15 protein-coding genes are annotated in these 17,179 nt (G+C 68.5%); 10 read left to right on the plus strand and 5 right to left on the minus strand.

What is annotated here, in order from left to right:
• Positions 1–3 precede the first annotated feature (3 nt).
• A complete protein-coding gene (locus Q0588_RS12860) occupies positions 4–2,508 on the plus strand; it encodes a prolyl oligopeptidase family serine peptidase (protein WP_298746771.1) in 2,505 nt (834 codons plus the stop codon).
• Here the strand turns inward: Q0588_RS12860 and Q0588_RS12865 are convergent.
• The 3 genes from Q0588_RS12865 to Q0588_RS12875 form a co-directional block, all read right to left on the minus strand.
• Positions 2,444–4,174 carry an asparagine synthase C-terminal domain-containing protein gene (locus tag Q0588_RS12865; protein WP_298746774.1) on the minus strand — a complete coding sequence of 577 codons (1,731 nt, stop codon included), beginning with the start codon at positions 4,172–4,174 and terminating at the stop codon, positions 2,444–2,446. The genes Q0588_RS12860 and Q0588_RS12865 overlap by 65 nt on opposite strands.
• A gap of 1 nt (position 4,175) precedes the next feature.
• Positions 4,176–4,817, minus strand: coding sequence for a lasso peptide biosynthesis B2 protein (locus tag Q0588_RS12870; RefSeq protein ID WP_298746777.1), 642 nt, complete (start codon positions 4,815–4,817; stop codon positions 4,176–4,178).
• A gap of 736 nt (positions 4,818–5,553) precedes the next feature.
• A complete protein-coding gene (locus tag Q0588_RS12875; protein WP_292062147.1) occupies positions 5,554–6,039 on the minus strand; it encodes a helix-turn-helix transcriptional regulator in 486 nt (161 codons plus the stop codon).
• 232 nt (positions 6,040–6,271) lie between these two features.
• Between Q0588_RS12875 and Q0588_RS12880 the strand changes: the two genes are divergently transcribed.
• Genes Q0588_RS12880 through trbB form a run of 4 tightly spaced genes read left to right on the plus strand, consistent with a single transcriptional unit; the run spans position 6,272 to position 10,165 of the window.
• A complete protein-coding gene (locus Q0588_RS12880) occupies positions 6,272–6,901 on the plus strand; it encodes a GntR family transcriptional regulator (RefSeq protein WP_298746780.1) in 630 nt (209 codons plus the stop codon).
• Positions 6,902–8,782 (plus strand): type IV secretory system conjugative DNA transfer family protein, encoded by a 1,881-nt coding sequence (locus tag Q0588_RS12885; protein WP_298746783.1) that lies wholly within the window; start codon positions 6,902–6,904, stop codon positions 8,780–8,782.
• On the plus strand, positions 8,769–9,209 hold the full coding sequence (locus Q0588_RS12890; protein ID WP_298746786.1) for a hypothetical protein: 441 nt from the start codon (positions 8,769–8,771) through the stop codon (positions 9,207–9,209). Before Q0588_RS12885 ends, Q0588_RS12890 begins: the two co-directional genes overlap by 14 nt.
• Positions 9,209–10,165: a P-type conjugative transfer ATPase TrbB gene (gene trbB, locus Q0588_RS12895; RefSeq protein ID WP_298746789.1), complete on the plus strand. Its 957-nt coding sequence runs from the start codon at positions 9,209–9,211 to the stop codon at positions 10,163–10,165. Before Q0588_RS12890 ends, trbB begins: the two co-directional genes overlap by 1 nt.
• Before the next feature lie 184 nt (positions 10,166–10,349).
• Here trbB and Q0588_RS12900 read toward each other — a convergent pair whose 3' ends face one another.
• Both Q0588_RS12900 and Q0588_RS12905 read right to left on the minus strand, forming a co-directional pair.
• Positions 10,350–11,306, minus strand: a complete 957-nt coding sequence (locus Q0588_RS12900; RefSeq protein WP_298746792.1) for a nucleotidyl transferase AbiEii/AbiGii toxin family protein — start codon at positions 11,304–11,306, stop codon at positions 10,350–10,352.
• Positions 11,254–12,078: a type IV toxin-antitoxin system AbiEi family antitoxin domain-containing protein gene (locus Q0588_RS12905; RefSeq protein ID WP_298746807.1), complete on the minus strand. Its 825-nt coding sequence runs from the start codon at positions 12,076–12,078 to the stop codon at positions 11,254–11,256. Before Q0588_RS12905 ends, Q0588_RS12900 begins: the two co-directional genes overlap by 53 nt.
• A gap of 456 nt (positions 12,079–12,534) precedes the next feature.
• Here Q0588_RS12905 and Q0588_RS12910 point away from each other — a divergent pair, with 456 nt between their 5' ends.
• The 5 genes from Q0588_RS12910 to trbL all read left to right on the plus strand — a co-directional run.
• Complete coding sequence (locus tag Q0588_RS12910; RefSeq protein ID WP_298746795.1) at positions 12,535–12,855, plus strand: TrbC/VirB2 family protein; 321 nt, start codon at positions 12,535–12,537, stop codon at positions 12,853–12,855.
• On the plus strand, positions 12,855–13,118 hold the full coding sequence (locus Q0588_RS12915; protein WP_292098465.1) for a VirB3 family type IV secretion system protein: 264 nt from the start codon (positions 12,855–12,857) through the stop codon (positions 13,116–13,118). Before Q0588_RS12910 ends, Q0588_RS12915 begins: the two co-directional genes overlap by 1 nt.
• Before the next feature lie 7 nt (positions 13,119–13,125).
• A complete protein-coding gene (gene trbE, locus Q0588_RS12920) occupies positions 13,126–15,564 on the plus strand; it encodes a conjugal transfer protein TrbE (RefSeq protein ID WP_298746802.1) in 2,439 nt (812 codons plus the stop codon).
• Positions 15,515–16,261 carry a conjugal transfer protein TrbJ gene (locus tag Q0588_RS12925; protein ID WP_298746804.1) on the plus strand — a complete coding sequence of 249 codons (747 nt, stop codon included), beginning with the start codon at positions 15,515–15,517 and terminating at the stop codon, positions 16,259–16,261. Before trbE ends, Q0588_RS12925 begins: the two co-directional genes overlap by 50 nt.
• 12 nt (positions 16,262–16,273) lie before the next feature.
• Positions 16,274–17,179 (plus strand): P-type conjugative transfer protein TrbL (gene trbL / locus Q0588_RS12930; protein WP_298746805.1); only part of this gene is annotated, 906 nt, incomplete at its 3' end.

Here is a 17,179-nt window from a genome sequence, read left to right on the forward strand (position 1 = left end):
GCCATGATCATTGTCCTCCTGCGTCGCCTTGCGGCGGTCGCGCTGACGCTTGCCTGCCTGTCGTCCGCCGCCCACGCCCAGGGTCGTCCCATGACGATCCGGGATGTCGTCTCAATGTCGTCCTTCGGCGCGGCTTCACTGGATCCGGGCGGGCGATGGGCCGTCTATGAACGGCGAGCGGCATACGCCGCCGCCCCGGCCTTCGACCTCGATCACCGGTCAGTATGGACCCTCAGCGAACTCTGGATCGCGGAGACCGGCGGCGGGAGGTCGCCGGAGCGTCTCTTGCCGGCTTCGGAGGGCCCCGGCCTGCTCCTCGGGGACTGGTCGCCGTCAGGGCGGCGGCTGCTGATCTACAGGCTCAGAGACGATCGGTTCGAGGCGGGCGTGGTCGAGATGTCCGATCGGTCTGTCTGGTGGACTGGCTTGACGCCGGATGCACCGTTTACGGGTTCAACCGCCGCCTGGCTTGATGATGACCGGCTTGGACTGACGGTGCTTCAGGACGCGCGGCTGCCATGGCTCTTTCGCTATGCAGGGGGAGCCCAGGCCGAGATCGCGCGCCAGTGGTCGGCCCAGGCCCGGGGGCGCGAACCGAGCCGGACCGTGGTCGACACGCTCGGCGGCGCGGCCACGGCGCAAACTCCCGCCCGCGACCGGTCGCTGGTCCTGCTTGATATCGCTCGCCGGGAGGTCCGCCCCCTGACGTCCGGTCTGATTCGGGATTGGGCCGTCTCCCCGGATGGTGGCGCCATCGCGGTGCTGCGCGCCGGTTCTCCGGTGCCGATCAGTCCCGACGGCGTGCGTCAGTTCGGCAACCCCGAGCGGGGGCGGCTGGAATTGATCGAGGTGGCAAGCGGACGGGCGACCTCGCTGCCCGCCGGTCTGGATGTGGCGCCGCACCTGCTGAGGTGGACATCCACCTCCGACGCCTTGCTGGTCTGGGTCCGGCGAGATGGAGAACCCTGGGCTGGCGGCGATCTGGCGCGCGTGGAGCGAGACGGCGCGCTCGTCCGTATTGATCGGCACGGCCTCGACCCGTTCCCGCCGGGCGGCGACATCGACCAGCTCGCCGGCGTGCGCGCGGACTGGATCGGCCAGACGCCTGTTCTCTACGCCCGGCGGCGAGAGGCCTCCCGGTTTGATTGGCAGGCCCTGGCTCCTGGAGAACCGCCACGCGCGCTGACGGCGGACCTGAGCCAGGCGCCGGGCCGACTATCGGCCATTGGCGACGAAACGGCACTCCTCTTTGCGGGCGGCGGCCTGTGGGAGATCGGGGAAGGCGGGAAGACGCGGCGCAGCGCCGCTGAGGCCGCTTGGTCCGATGCCCAGACCGCCGATCGGATGAAGCCGGTTCGCCTGCGCGTCAACGCGCCGCCGCGCCGGGATTGGGCGCTGGCGACCGACGGCGCCGGAGGCATGGCTGTCTTGCAGGCTGAAGCACGCCCGGTTCCGCTGGGGGTGCCGGATCCCTCCGGTGAAACAACGGTGCTGTCCGCCACGGCTGGAGCGGCGCTCGTGATCACCCGCGATCGCGGAATGGAGACCCTCAGGCTGGCGGTCCCGGGCGAGGACCGCAAACTGGACCGGGTCAATGCGGGGTTTGCGGATCTCTCCCTGTCCCGGCCTGTGCCCGTGCCGCACCTGGACGCCTCGGGGCGGCCGACGACAAGCTGGCTCTTCCTGCCGCCGGGTCGGCCGCCGGAAGAGGCCAGGGGCGTGGTGGTTCTCGCCTATCCCGGGGCAGTCGATGACGGGCGCTTCCTGAGCCCGCCGAACCTGCTCTACGGGCCGCGGGCCGCCCTGCTCGCCTCGGAGGGCTATGCCGTCCTCTCGCCCTCGATTCCGGTCGCCGCATCAGGGAGCGGAAGTATCGCGGGCTTCCTGAGCGATACGGATCTGGCGGTCGACGCCCTGTGGGCGGCCTGGCCCGGACTCCCGCGAGACCGGACAGCCTTTCTGGGGCACAGCTTCGGCGGATATCTCGCAGTTGCCGCGGCAGGCCGATCGACGCGGTATCAGACCTACATCGCCTGGGCTCCGGCCACCGACCTGCTGGGCCTCTGGGGTGAGTTTACCCCGGCCAGCCGCGCCATGCCGGAAGAAGGCATCACCCTGCGACAGCAGACGGGTTGGGTCGAGGCCAACCAGGGCGGAATGCCGGGGCCGCCGTGGACGGCGAGCGAGCGCTACCTTGAAGCCAGCCCCTATCTGACAGCGAACCGGATCACGGCGCCCATCCTGCTGATCACTGCGGATCGGGACTATGTGCCGATGTCCCAGGCGGAGCGGGTGTTCAGCGTGATCAATCGCCAGGGTGGCCGGGCTCGCCTCATCACCTATTGGGGCGAGGGACACGTCAACATCAGCCCGGCGAATATCCTCGATGTCTATGACCAGATGCTTCGTTGGCTGGAGGAGACCCTGGGCGAGGTCCCGGTCGCTACCGTGAGCTCAGACGCCGACTCCACGCTCGTACCCACCCCTCAACCGCCGCGGCCGTCATGATTTCCCCATAGGTTCCGCGCCAGATCAGATTGTCTCGCGAGAGCATGGTTTCCGCGGCCGCCCGATTGATCAGGCCGGCCTCCGCCAGCCGACCTTCGAGCAGCCACGGCCGGAGGAAGTCGAGGTTGTCGGCGACCATGCGGCCATAGATGGCGGACATCTCGCCCTTGGTACGGCGCTCGGTGATGATCGGGGGCAGACGATCGCAGAACGCGGAGCGCGCCAGCCCCCGGTCACGCTGACCGAGGACGAGCTGTGTGGCGGGCAGAGCCAGGCAGGTCTCGACGACCGGCTGCGATAGCAGGGGTGTCAGCACATTGACGACCCGGCTCTGCAGGGAGGGAGATTGGCGGCCGATCCCGTCGATCAGGCCGGCGATCTGCAGGATCTTCGCCGGCCCGAGATCGGCGCAGTCGCCAAGCCAGTGGGGAATCGTCGGGTGCCCGATTGGTGTGATCATCTCGTTGCGTCGCGCAGGGCGGGCTTCGGTCAGTTTTCGCGCGCCTGCGATCAGAGACCAGATCGATCGATCATTGAGGCTGGCGAGCCCCGGGAGGGCGGGGGAGGTCAGCGCTCTCCGGCCGCGGGCGCGCCAGAGATCCGTGAACACGTCAGCCGTCGCACCCTGCAGCAGGATGGAATCCCCACCCCGGCCGGTCATGATCGCCGTCGCACCCGCAGCATGGAGGCGACCGGCCCAGTCGCGGTCGTGGTGCATGTCGATCCCGGCGAGTCCCGGACGGACGCCAAGGGAAATGGATTCGAAATCGGCCTCGTTCAACGGCCCGCTGGCATGGGGCACGCTGACGATATCGATACCGAGCGCGGCGCCGAGGGCGGTGGCATAGGGGCGTTCATCGGACTGGGCCTCCGCTCCATAGAGATTGATCCATGGGGCTACGTCCTTGCGCGCGCGGATGAGGCTGGCGGCCACGAGGCTGGAATCAAGGCCACCCGACACCTCCGCGGCAAGCGGGCCGGAGTCGAGGGCCAGGGCCCGCACGGCGTCGTCGAGCGCCAGGGTCAGCGCCGCAGCGGCTTCGGCGTCGCTGACGGGCTGCGTCGCGCCGCGCCGGACGATGGCTGCGGGCGTCCAAAGCGCGGTCGGAAGGGTCTTCAGGGGGGCCGGTTGGACGGTTCCGGGAAGGATGGCGACCGGACCGTCGAGCAGCAGGTCCTCCCACACGAGCAAGGGGTCATGCAGCGCCTGGGCGACGCGATCGAATGCGATGCTCCAGGACCGCGGAACCGGCAGCCAGCCCGGCACCGCGGATGCAACGATCGTCAGACCGTCATCCTCCCATGCGATGCAGTCCAGGCCGCCGCAAGGATCACGCAGGATCTCCGCCACCTCGCCTTCGCCCGATAGCCGAACGCCCACGAACCGGCCCCAGAAGCGCGCCAGCAGTTTGCGTTCGTAGCTCCAGGGCTCCTGGTCCGTGTCCGGCCTTACGATCCGATGCTCCCGGTCAAAGACCTGGCCAATCAAACGCCAGGCACCCACGAGCAGGGTGGCGGGAGGCGATGGTCCCTCGACCGCTAGCCAGGCACGGTCGCCCAGATCAGAAACGGTCATGCCGGCGGTGATCGCCTGGGATCGCAAGGTGTCGGCGCGTGCGCTCGCCGCCGACGCCGGTCCCCTGGACACGATCAGATAGTCGCCCACCTCAGAAAACGGCGATGGGGGTGAAGGAGCGGACGCGGTCGAACCGGTCGCCGATCACGAGGTCGTCGATCTGGAGCCAGCAGTGAGCGAAGAAGGGCCAGGTCTTGACCCCGAAGACCCAGTCCACGCGCTGGCCGTCGGATGCGAGGACGCGCCGCAGCTGATAGGCGCGTTGAAGACAGAGTCCCTCGAACGGGATGAAGGGCAGGACGGTGCGATAGGCGGACACCCGGGCCGAAATCCGCCGACAGTCGAACGGCGTCGGCCGGCTGCTCCGGGGCTCTGCGGCGTCGACCAGTTGCGCCAGTGATTGACCCCGGAACGCCGCGGTCGCCGCCAGAGTCCGGATTGCCGTGTCCAGGCACGCGATCCGCCCCGGGTATTCATCGGCGGTCAGTTCGCCTCGCGGCGTCACCGGCGTGCGGCAGGTCGGCGCTCCTGGATCGGGGGCGATGAGGCCGGCTGACTGAAGTTCTTGCAGGACGTCGTCGTCTGCGGAGACCGCCCCTGATCCGACGGGCGTGAGCTGATTTCCGCCGCCAACGAGACATGAATACCGGTCGGCGCCGACGTCGAGAATGACCACGTCGTCACGGATCCGAACCATATGCAGACCGGCTGCAAGGGTCACCTGGCGTGCCATGGGGTCCTCCTGATGACGGGCCTCGGGGCGGTCGCCACAAGGACGACCGCCCTTTCGTTCAGGCCGGGGTGCGGCTCTGGACGATCAGCAGTTCGAAGTACGGTCCGATTTCGCCGTCCTGGGTGAGCGCCTTGGCGCTGCCGAAGCTGACGAGGCGGAGTTTGGGCGTGGTCATCACAGTCTCCTTGGGTTGATCGCCACGGGTGTGGCAGCCCCAGTGAGCGCGCTGTGTGGCCAGCAGAAAAGCTATATCTGGAGTATATTCAACGGCTCACTCCCGACCGCGCATATTCGGATTTTGGTTGTGAGTGACCTGCACACCGCCAAGCCGCCAGCCGGCTGGACGCGGCGCTTTGGTTCGGCAGCGGGCTGGGTAGAGTGATCTCGTTTCGCGATTTCGGATGGGCCGCAAAGAGCGTCGACGGATAGTCTCGGACGCGAGGGCTTCCGGGCAGGGATGGCCTTCATGAGGCTTCAGTCTTGGCCTCCGTGGCCGCCCCTTTGGGGGCGACCACTCAACCGTCAGGCCGGCGTGCGGCTCTTCACGAACATCAGTTCGAGGTACGGTCCTTCCTCGCCATCCCGGGTAAGCGCCTTGGCGCTCCCGAGGCTGACAAGGCGCAGTTTGGACGTGGTCATCACGGTCTCTCCTTGGGTTGGTAGCCACGGATGTGGCGCAAGGAGTGAGCGCGCGGCTCGACCGTCTGAAAAGCTATATCTGGAGTATATTGAGGGGTCAGCGTCCCGGTTTGGGGCGTTTGGAGAGCAACTCGGCCGCGCCCGTCTGTAACCAGGCCTGGGCCTGCTCGCTCGTCTCGTCGCCGTCCAGCAGGGTGTCGAACATGCCGGTGATCGCGGTGATCAGGGTGCGGGCGTCCAGGTCCATGAGACGATCCTGGATGGCCTGGTCGAACCGCTGGATCGCCACGGTGAGGATGGTCGCCATCTTGTTGTCGGCGCAGCGCCGGGCCAGCTCGGACGACCCGATCACGACCGAGAGAATGAGGGCATAGGGATCGCTGTTGGTCGCCGCGGCGAACCGGTGGATATGGTCGAGGTTCAGGCGGGTGGCGCCCGACTCGAAGCGTTCATAGGTTCTGAGCGCCATGTTCATGGCGCTGGCGACCTCGGCCGTGGTCATGCCGCGATGTTTGCGGACCGCCTTGACCGCCGCGGAAAGCAACTCGCCGTCGCGGGGCAGTTCAGGCGGCACTCCACTCATCGGCGAAACCTCTCAAACACGGGATGGTGCGACGGGACGCTTCAGTGGGCAACGCTCATCCTTTCGTTTCCGTACACAACCGGTGCTCCTCCGCCACAAAGCGGCGGATGAACCGACGGCGCACGGCGGATATCTCGACGTTTTATGGCGTTTTTGGCCATTCGGGGTTGCAACTCATTGGCGAGCCGGTCGATCCGCGCCAGAAACCCTGGCTCCCTCCCTGGAGACGACCGTGACCCGAAAGCGCGATCCCTTCCTCTTTGCCCTGGAGAGCATTCGCCATCTGTCCGAGCAGGGGGCCTATGCGCCCGGGACGCCGATCGTGATCATCGAGGAGGCCCGGCGCCTGCGGCTGTCGACCACGCCGGTGCGCGAAGCTCTCGCCTGGCTGTGCGGCGAGGGCCTGATCGAACGGGCGCCCTTCGGCGGCTATCTGGCCTCGCGGATCGACGCGGCCCTGGTTCGGGACAGGTTCGCCTTCCGGCTCCATTGCCTGACGACAAGTCTGAACCTGGCCGAGGCCGTGCAGGACCGTGATGAACCCGTTCCGTCGTCCGCCGCACCGGAAAAGCGGCTGGCCGAACGTCTCGACCGCATCGTCCGGGGCGCGGGCAACCAGGTCCTCGCCGAAGCCTTTGAGCGGGTGGGCCGCCAGCTCCTGCCGCTGGCCCAGGCGGAACAGCGGATCCTGCATGATCGTGAAGCCGAGGCCGTCTCGATCCTTCAACTGGCCGACTCCGGCACGATCCCGGCGCTCCGGCAGGCCCTGGTCGCCTATCACCAGCGCCGGATGGACGCCGCGCCGCTGCTGGTCCTCGACGTCTCCGGAGAGCGGCGGGATCCTCCCGGTGAGGCGGTCTAGGTGCCGGTGCGGCTGGCGTGCCTCGGTCTGGGCCTGCTGCTGGGATTGCAGGCGGCGACGCAATTGTTCGCCTGGACCTATCAGTGGTCAGCGGAGCTGGGGCCGGCGTTACCGATTCACCCCGACCTGGCGCTCTATCCGCCCTGGGCGATCCTGGCCTGGCGCGGGGAGTTCGGCGACGAGGCCCGGACAGCGGTCTCACGCAGCGCGCCGCTGATCCTGTTGGGTGCGGCGAGCGGCCTGGGCCTGGGATCGATTGTCAGCGGAGATCGAACGGCGCGTCGGATCCGGGGATGGGGCGGCCGGGCCGAGGCTCGCCGCGCGGGCCTGCTCAGTCCGGCCGGCGCGGTCTTGGGCGTATTCAGGGGGCGGCTGCTGGCGACGGCCGATCTTCGGCCGACGCTGGTGACCGGCGGGACCCGCAGCGGCAAGGGGCGGGGCCATGTGACCCCGACCCTGTTGTCGTGGACCCCGAGCGTCCTGGTGCATGATCCAAAGCGCGAACTGTGGCGGATCACGGCCGGCTGGCGTTCGCGGTTCTCGCATACCTTCTATTTCGCGCCGCGGGATCCGGCGTCCGCGCGCTGGAATCCGTTGGCGGAGATCCAGCCGGGACCCGGCGAGCTGGCGCAGGTCCAGCGTCTGGTGGCCATACTGTCCGATCCCGGGGGCGCGCGGGACGATGAGGCGATCTGGGACAAGGCCGCTTCGGAAATCCTCGAAGCCGTGATCCTGCACGTCCTCTACACCGCCGAGGACGCCGACAAGACCCTGCTCAAGGTACGGGAGCTTCTGGCCGATCTCGACGATGCGGCCGACCGCATGATGAAGACCCTTCACCGGTCGGGGGCGGGCGGCAAGCCCGAGACCCATCCATTCATCCGGACGGCGGTGAAGGGGTATGCCGCCATGCACGACCGGTTTCGGACATCGGTGCAGGGAACGGCGCGGTCCTATCTGAAATGGCTGGCCGGCGAGGATGTGGAGCGGGCGCTGTCGGCGTCCGACTTCGCCATGGGCGATCTGATGTGCGCCGAGGCGCCGGTGTCGCTCTATGTCCAGGTGGCCCCGGCGGACGCCGCCGCGCTGCGGCCGCTCGTGCGATTGATGTTCTATTCCGCCGCCCAGGCCCTGACGGCGGAGGAGACAAGGGACGCGACCGGCCGGGAGAAACACCACAAGCTTCTGATGGTCATGGACGAGTTTCCGCTCCTGGGGCGGCTGGCCTTCTTCGAGAAGTCGCTGCGCCTGATGAGTGGTTACGGGGTCAAGGCGATGTTCGTGGCCCAGTCTCTCAATGACATCGTCGAGACCTACGGCCAACACAACACCATCCTCGACAACTGCGCGGTCTACACGGCCTTCTCGGCGCTCGATCCGCTGACCCAGGACAAGGTCTCGAAGCTGACGGGGTCGGTGACCGAAACGCGCACCAGCCGCAGTGGCCCCGCAGGCCTGGGGACGGGCCGCAGTTCGGTGTCCCGCGCGGAGATCGAACGGCCCTTGCTGGAGCCGGGCGAGATTCGGTCGCTGCCGGACGATCAGCAGCTGGTGTTCGTGGCGGGACATCGGCCGCTGCGAACCGAAAAGCTGCTCTATGACCGGCGCGAACCATTCCGGAGCCGCGCGGGGGAAACCCCGCCCGATCAGGGCCGGCAGCTCGACGTTCCACCCCGCGCCCCTCATCCGTGGGCGGGGCGCCGCAGCCTCGGGGAGGACGCCGAGGCCAGTCTGCCGCTGTTCAAGGAGGTGGCGGCGGCCATGGACGACAAGAAGGTCGCCGCCAGGGCGGCCGATATCTACGGGCGGGTGGCGCAGGAGATGGCCGCACAACAGGCGGTCCTCGATCAGTTGCAAGGACCAGGAAATGCCCAGGACTAACCCCCAGACCGCCCGCGTGCAGGTCTATCTCACCGATCCCAAGCTCGCGACGGCGCTTAATCGCGAGGCGCGGGCAGGCCGGATGCCGCTCAGCCAGGCCGCCGGGCGGGCGATCTCGCGGGGGCTGCAGAAATCGCCCCAAGCTGATCCCGAGGATCGGCTGCTGCAGCTCGAACGCTCGCTGAGGGACCATATGCGGTCGACGGCGCGGGACATGCAGATCGTTCAGGAACTCCTGATCGAGGTGGCGCGGGCCTTCTTCCTGCGGCTGCCGGACGCCGTCGTCGATCAGGATCCGACCGTCCAGGCGGCCGTGGACCGGCGGATCGAACGGCTGCTCGACGCCACGGCCGCACGGATCGTCGCGGGCCGAACCGCGACCGACACGGTCGCCGGGGAACCCCGCTCCTTTGACCCTCCGCCCTGATGGCGGTCCATCCGATCGTCGCGGAACGCAAGCTGGAGGCCTTGCGGCACGCGCTGGGGCCGACGGTTCTCGCCGCCCTGGAGGAGCCCGCCGTGGTGGAGATCCTCGCCAACCCGGACGGACGGCTAGTGCTCGACCGGAGCGGGGAGGGGCGACGTGACACCGGCCAGACACTGTCGCCGGAGGCGCGCGAGCGCGCCATCAAGCTCATCGCCGACTATGTCGGGGAGACGGTGGCGCGCGAGGACCCGCGTCTATCCGGCGTCCTGCCGGGGACGGGCGAACGGTTCCAGGGATTGCTGCCCCCGATCGTCGCGGCGCCGGCCTTCTCGATCCGCAAACGCCCTGCGGTGATCTGGGGGCTGGCCGACTATGTTCGCGGCGGCGTGATGACGCAGGCCCAGGCGAACGCGCTGCGACAGGCGGCGGCCGAACGCCGCAACATCCTCATCTCCGGCGGGACCGGCTCGGGCAAGACCACCCTGGCCAATGCGGTGCTGGCCGAACCCGCCTTCGCCGGGGACCGGGTCTTCCTGATCGAGGATACGCCGGAGCTGCAGTGCTCGGCCTGGGACGTGGTCGCGGTGCTGACCCGGCGGGCGCCGGTCGTCATCGGGGTGGTCGATCTGGTGAGGGACGCGCTGCGGATGCGCCCGGACCGGATCGTGGTCGGCGAAATGCGCGACGGGGCCGCCGCGCTTGAGACCTTGAAGAGCTGGAACACCGGGCATCCCGGTGGTCTGTCGACGATCCACGCCAACTCCGCCGAAGACGTGCTGCGTCGCGTCGAGGATCTGATCATCGAAGTGGTCGCCCGGCCGCCCCGGCGCGCGATCGCCCAGGCGGTCGACCGGATCGTCCATATCCGGCGCACGGTCCAGGGCCGACGGGTGGAGGCTGTGCTCGCCGTCGAAGGGCTTGAAGCGGATCGTTACCTGCTGACGCCGCTCGCGTGAGCACAGAGCGCGCCGGCGCCATGCGGCTTCCTGGTGGATCGCTGACATCGCGACGCCTGGAGAAGCGCTTCGCCGCCGCGGCCGGTTGATGTGGGCTCGACCGGCGGCGCGGCCATGCGCAGGTCCGGTCAGTCCGGTCAGGAAGGCGATGTCCGGGCGCGGTCGTTCCGGTTACGGCGCCGCTTTATGACGGCCAGACGGCGCGCAGCCCTTCCACCAGCAGGTCCCGCCGGCCGGGCGCGAGCTGGTCCAGATTCCGTTGCTTCCAGCGGACCGCCGGCAGATCGGCGATGCCCGGCAGGCCTATGAGGGACCAATCCGGTTCGCCGCTTTTGAAGCCGATCAGGAATTCGCGATGCGCGGTCGGCATATCATCGACGATGATCGTGATGAGGGCTTCGCGCGCGGCGATCAGTTCGTCGAGGCTGACCGGCTCCAGCGTCATGCCGACGAAGCCTCGCTGAAACTCCCCGGCGATATCCTTGCGGCGCGGGCGCAGCACTTCGGTCATCGGGCGAGGGTGGCTGATCAGATAGGCGATGAAGGCCTGCCGCAGTTGATCGTCCACCCCTTCATTGGCCAGGAGGTCGCGCACGTCGAACAGATCGCGCGGGTGCTGGCGGTCCAGGGCGGCGGTGATCTTTCCGGCATAGAGGTCGGAGAGCGAGACCATCCGGGCTTCGGCGAAGCCGAACCGGTCCTCCACAGCCGGCGCGACGTCCCGCAGTTCTGCGGCGAACACCGTGCCGCGCAATACGGGCGTGACCTCGATCTTGATCTGGACTCCGTCCGCGGCGACGAGAAGTTTGTCGATCGTGCCTTCGGGCCGCGCCTGGCCAGGCGTCACCACGACGCGGGGCAGTCGTTCGGCCATGGCGGCCGCGATCTGCCTCAGGCCGGCGTCGATCGCGGCCAGAGACTCGGCCCGTTCGCGGACGGGCAGATAGGTCAGATCGATATCGACCGAAAGGCGCGGGAGATTGCGGACGAACAGATTGATGGCCGTGCCGCCCTTCAGGGCGAATTCGGTCTCGGCCAGAACGAACGGCAGAGTGCGGATCAACAGCCGGACCTGGCGCTCGTAGAGATCACCGAACGGCATTGAAATCCTCCGGCACGGTGATGCGGTAGGTCGGGTCAAGCCGGCCCCCCTTGGCCAGCATGCGGTTGCCGCTGCCGAGGTTGATCGAGGTTCGGTCCAGCCGCTTCAGCCACCCGTGGCCGTGTCGATCGGCGAAGAAGAAGAACAGGCGTTTGACCTTGATGCTCCGGCAGTCGTCGAGGAGCAGTTGCAGGCGACGCGGGCTGAGATTGGCCAGGCCCTCCACCAGGGCGTCGACCTGATCGAACGTCTCGCGGTCGGGAAGTTCGTCGAGCAGTTCAAGCAGGGCGCGTTCGGGCGTCGAGACGAGCATCGGCCATTTCCAGTGCCCTATGGGCATTTCGGCCACGCCTGCCTGGCCCCAGGCAAAGGGATCCGCCGGCCCGGAAGGCTCCTCGCCCCGGAGTCCGAGCCAGGCGGCGTGGCCAAACAGCCTGGCCGGATTGTGATAAAGGAAGGCGACGCCGAGCTTGAGGTCGTTCAGCCAGGTCGGCGGCCGGGTCAGGCCGTACAGATGAACCTCCTGGACCTCACGGCTCAAATAGTGGCCGAACCCCTGGAGTTCGAGCGCGGTGCGGCCGCCGACGACAAGTTGGTGGTCGAGCAGCGTTTGCAACGACAGGACGACAAGTTGCCAGTCAAGCGTGCCGCGCGGGCGGCGATAGACGCGGCGGGCGGGTTGCTCGAGCCAGCCGGCGGCGACGTATTTGGCGCGGAGCGAATTGTAGTAGCCGTGCTCGTTGAGCCAGGCGGAGTCCACCACCAGCCCCTCCGGCAACAGCCGCTCCAGCTTGTTTAGCTTACCTGACATTTGAGCACTTATGGTGCTCAAAGTGAAGAAATGTCAAATGTTGGATAATCCGGACGCTCTGTTTGAGCACCCGGAGTGATCAAACTCTCGTACTATCAAACGGCTAATCATGGACTCCTGGCCGGGTCCGGGGAGACGGGCGAAGGCGAAAGCCCGGTCGTTCTGGTGCAAGGCGGGCATCGCCATCAGCAGCCTGCGGCTGCCCACCCCGCGAGTGACCGAGAGCGCTGCGTCACGAGGAGACCGACCGCCAGTCGTCGCAACTCATCCGGCGAGTTGGGAATGGGGCGTCGGGACCGACGCAGTCCAAGTTGTTTCCAGAGTTGATGCAAGTCGTCAACAAGTCGTCGGCAAGTCACTGAATTTACTTACATAAAATGATTGACAGCCCGCGGAATTCTTTGCTTGCAATGAGTCGCCGCGCGGTGACCTGCGCTGAAACAAAGGAAGTAAATCATGCAACGGAGACTGGGGCGCCGCCTGTTCGGCGCAGCGATGACGTGTAGCCTGATGCTGGCCGGACCGGCCCTGGCCGGAGGCTCGGGCATGCCCTGGGAAGGGCCGCTGCAGCAGGTGGTGCAGTCGATCACGGGACCGGTCGTTCAGGCCGCCGCGGTCGTGGCCGTGGTCGTCTTTGGAGCCGGGATCGCCATGAGCGAGAACGGCTCGTCGATGCGCCGGGGCCTGGGCATCATGTTCGGACTGTCGATCGCCTTCGCCGCCTCGACCTTTTTCCTCGACTTCTTCGGCTTCGCCGGCGGCGTGGAGATCGGGTGATGGACCCGCGGCCGGACGGATGGGAACTGCCGGTGGCCCAGGCCCTGGCCGAGCCGGTGCTGATGGCCGGCATGCCGCGCGGCTACGCCATCGCCATGGGCACGATCGCCCTGGTGCTGGGGCTGGCCCTGCGGATCTGGTGGCTGGGCCTGCTCTGGTGGGCGGTCGCCCATGCGATCGGCCTGTGGGCCGCCCGGTCCGACCGGCGCTTCTTCGATGTGCTGCGCCGTCATCTGGCGCTGCCCGGCCATCTGGACGGGTGAGGGCGCGATGCGGTTCCTCGACGAGCATCGCAGGCGTCCGGCCGCCCTGGCTGACCATCTGCCCTGGGCCGCCCTGGTCGCGCCCGGCGTGGTCCTCAACAAGGACGGCTCGTTCATGGCCGGGTTCCGGTTTCGGGGACCCGACCTGGAATCCTCGACCGAGGACGAACTGATGGCGGTGCGGGCCCGGCTCAATAACGCGCTGAAACGGCTCGGGTCCGGCTGGTGCCTGCATATGGAGGCGCGCCGTCGTCCGGCCACGGCCTATCCGGAGAGCGCCTTTGACCTCGATGTGGCCTGGCTGCTCGATTCCGAGCGCCGCATCCGCTTCGAGGATGCCGATCCGGCCTTCGAGACGGATTTTCGCCTGGCCCTGACCTGGCTGCCGCCGGCTGACGAGACCCGCCGCATGGAGCGGTGGCTGTTCGACGGGCTGGCCAAGGGCGGCCACGACTGGCGGCTCTCGCTTGCGACCTTCGGCCGCGAGGCCGATACGACGCTCGACCTGTTGTCCGATGCCCTGCCGGAGATCACGCGGCTCGACGACGCGGACCTCCTGACCTGGCTTCACGACAGCGTCTCGCCCAAACCCTTCGCGGTGCGGCCGCCCGAGACGCCGATGTTCCTCGACGCCTGGCTCGCCGACGCTGGCCTGACTGGCGGGGTGGCGCCCCGGCTGGGCGACCGCTGGCTCAAGGTGGTCTCGGTGCGGGGCCTGCCGTCGGTGACCCGGCCCGGGCTGCTCGACGCGCTGGGGGCCCTGCCGTTCGAATACCGCTGGACGGCGCGCTGGATCGGCCTGGACAAGCCCGAGGCCGAGCGGGAGATCGTCAAGCTGAGGAAGCGCTGGTTCGCCAAGCGCAAGGGCGTCGGCGTCCTGCTGCGCGAGGCCATCACCAAGGAGGAGGTGCCGCTCCTGGATACGGACGCGGCATCCAAGACCGAGGAATGCGACGGCGCACTGGCTGCCCTGGGGGCCGAGAGCTGCGCCTTCGGCTACCTGACCGTGACCGTCACCGTGCTGGACGCCAGCGAGACGGGGGCCGCGGCCAAGGCCAGGGCGATCGAGGCGGCGCTCAACGCCCAGGGGCTGGTGGCCCGGATCGAGGATCTCAATGCGGTCGAAGCCTGGCTAGGCTCGTTGCCCGGCGAACCCTATGCCGATGTGCGCCGGCCTCTGGTCTCGACCCTGAACCTGGCCGATCTGCTGCCGGTCTCCGCCGTCTGGGCGGGACCGGCGGAGGACGCCAATCTGCAGGGGCCGCCGCTGGCGACGGCGCGCACGACCGGCGCGACGCCGTTCCGGCTGGTGCTGCATGTGGGCGACGTCGGCCACGCCATGGTCGTGGGCCCGACCGGATCGGGCAAGAGCGCCCTGCTGTCCTTCCTCGCCCTGCAGTGGTTCCGTTATCCGCAGGCCAGGGTCGTGTTCTTCGACAAGGGCCGGTCGGCGCGGGCCGCGACACTCGCGGCCGGAGGGCGATGGCAGGCGCTGGAGCCGGGCGCCAGGGTCTCGCTCCAGCCCCTGGCCGGGATCGACCGGGAGGATGAGCGGGCCTGGGCGTCGGAATGGATCGCCGAGACCGTGCGGCTGGCGGGGCTGGAGCCGGCTCCGAGAGTGCGGGAGGAGATCTGGCTGGCCTTGTCCGCCCTGTCCGAGGCGCCGGTGTCGCAGCGGACGCTGACGGTGTTCTGCGCCCTGGTCCAGGACAAGGCAGTCGCCGCCGCCCTGGAGCCGCTGACCCTGAAGGGGCCACACGGCGCGCTGCTCGACGGGGAGGGGGAAGCCCTGACGCCGACCCGGTTCGACACCTTTGAACTGGAGAGTTTGATGGGGACGCCGTCGGCGGTGGCCCCGGTGCTCTCGGCCCTGTTTCATCATCTCGAACAGAGTTTCGACGGCCGGCCCACCCTGCTGGTGCTGGACGAGGCCTGGCTGTTCCTGGGCGAGACCGCCTTCGCCGCCCGGATCCGGGAATGGCTCAAGACCCTGCGCAAGAAGCGGGTCTGCGTGGTCTTCGCCACCCAGAGTCTCGACGATGTGGCGGCTTCCCCGATCGCCGCCAGCCTGATCGAGAGCTGCCCGACCCAGGTCTTTCTACCCAATCCCCGCGCCCTCGAGCCAGCCTCCGCCGAGCTCTACCGCGGATTTGGCCTGAACCGGCGTCAGCTGGAGCTGATCGCCTTCGCCACCCCCAAGCGGGCCTACTACTGGCGCCAGCCGCGCGGGCGACGGCTGTTCGACCTGAGACTGACCGGCGTGGCGCTCGCCCTGTGCGGCTCGAGCGCGCCGGAAGACCAGACCTTGATCGACGACATTCTGGAGCGATCCGGATCTGACGACCGCCGACCGGGCAGCTTCGCCCGTGAATTCCTCAAAGCCAAGGGAGTGCAAAATGTGGATTCCGTTCTCGACGCCTTCGCCGGCCCGCTCGCGGCCGAATAGGCTGGCCTCGATCCTGGGGACCGGCCTCGCGGCGGTCAGTCTGCTGGCATCGTCGCCGGCCCCGGCCCAACAGGTCGTGTTCGACCCACGCAATCACATCGAGAACGCGCTGCAGGCGGCGCGTCAGCTGGAGAGCCTGGCCAATGAGGCGCGCAGCCTGGCCGCCTCGCCCTACAGCCACCTGACCCAGTCGAGCCAGTCGCTGCGAGACATGGCCGAACTGGCGCGGACCGCGCGCGGGATCGCCGGCTCGGTCAGCGGCCTGGAGCAGCAGTTCCGGAACCTGTATCCCGAGGACCTGTCGGGTTCCGACATGCTGAGCCTGCTGGAGCAGGGCCAGGCCAGGACCGCCAATGCCCGTCGCACGGCCGAGGATGTGGCCCGGACGGCCGCGGAACTGGAGCGGATGGGGCAGGGGCGGTCGCAACGCCTGGCCGGTGCCCTGTCGGCCAGTCAGGCGGCGACCGGCCAGACGGCGGCGGTGCAATCGTCCAACCAGCTTCTGGCGGTCCTGGCCGAGGACCTGGCGGCGCTGCGCACCATCATGCTGGCCCAGTCCCGCCTGCTGGCCGAGGCCACGGCGCGCGATGCGGCGGACCGGGCCTCCGGCGACGCCGCCCGTCGCCAGCGCTGGGGCCGTCAGGCCGGGGCGCCGACGGCGCCGCGCTTCAATCCCCTGTCTCACGCCCAGGACTGAGGGAGTCTGGCGATGACGGTCGGAGTTGAAACGCCCAATGAGCTGATGGTGGTGTTCTCCAACACCATCTCGGCCGGGTTCGACGCCCTCCAGGGCTCGGTCAACGGGGTGTTCGGCCTGCTGATCGTCCTCGTCGTCGCCCTGACCGGCATTCAGTGGGCGCTGTCCCCGAACCGGGAGGTCCTGGCCTCCGGCTTCGGTAAGGTGTTGCTGATCGGCGCCTTCGCCTGGCTGATCAACGACTGGCAGCAGCTGTCCGAGACCGTCTACGCCGGCTTTCTGGAGCTGGGGCTGACGGCCGGTGGCGGCTCGCTGAGCCGCGAGGAATTCCTCAATCCCGGGGCCATCCTCGCCCAGGGCTGGGAGATCGTGAAGGCGCTGGGCGAGACGCCGGCACCCGTCGACAATCCCCTGGATATCGTCGGCAACATGGCCGACGCCCTGATCCTGGGCCTGGCCATGATCGGCATCATGCTGGCCTTCGCCGTGCTGGCCCTGCAGATCATCGTCTCCCTGCTGGAGTTCAAGATCGTCACCCTGGGCGGCTTCGTGCTCCTGCCGTTCGGGATCTGGAACAAGTCCGCCTTCCTCGCCGAACGGCCGCTGGGTTATGTCGTCTCGTCCGGGTTGAAGGTCCTGGCCCTGGCGATCGTCGTTTCCGGCGCGCGGACGATCTTCGATCAGCTCCAGCCCTCGGCCAATCCCGATATCTACGAAGCCCTGACCATCCTGGTGGCGGCCATCCTGCTGGCCATGCTGGCTCTGTTCATCCCCAACCTGGCCTCGGCCCTGGTGACCGGAGGACCGGCGCTGGGCGCCGGCGCGGCGCTCACCGGAGCGCTGGCCGTCGGCGGGGCCGGCGCCCTCGCCGGGGCAGGGATCGCCGGCGCCGGCGCCATGGCGGCCGGCGGGGCCGCC

This window comes from uncultured Brevundimonas sp. (assembly GCF_937870815.1).
Classification (GTDB): domain Bacteria; phylum Pseudomonadota; class Alphaproteobacteria; order Caulobacterales; family Caulobacteraceae; genus Brevundimonas.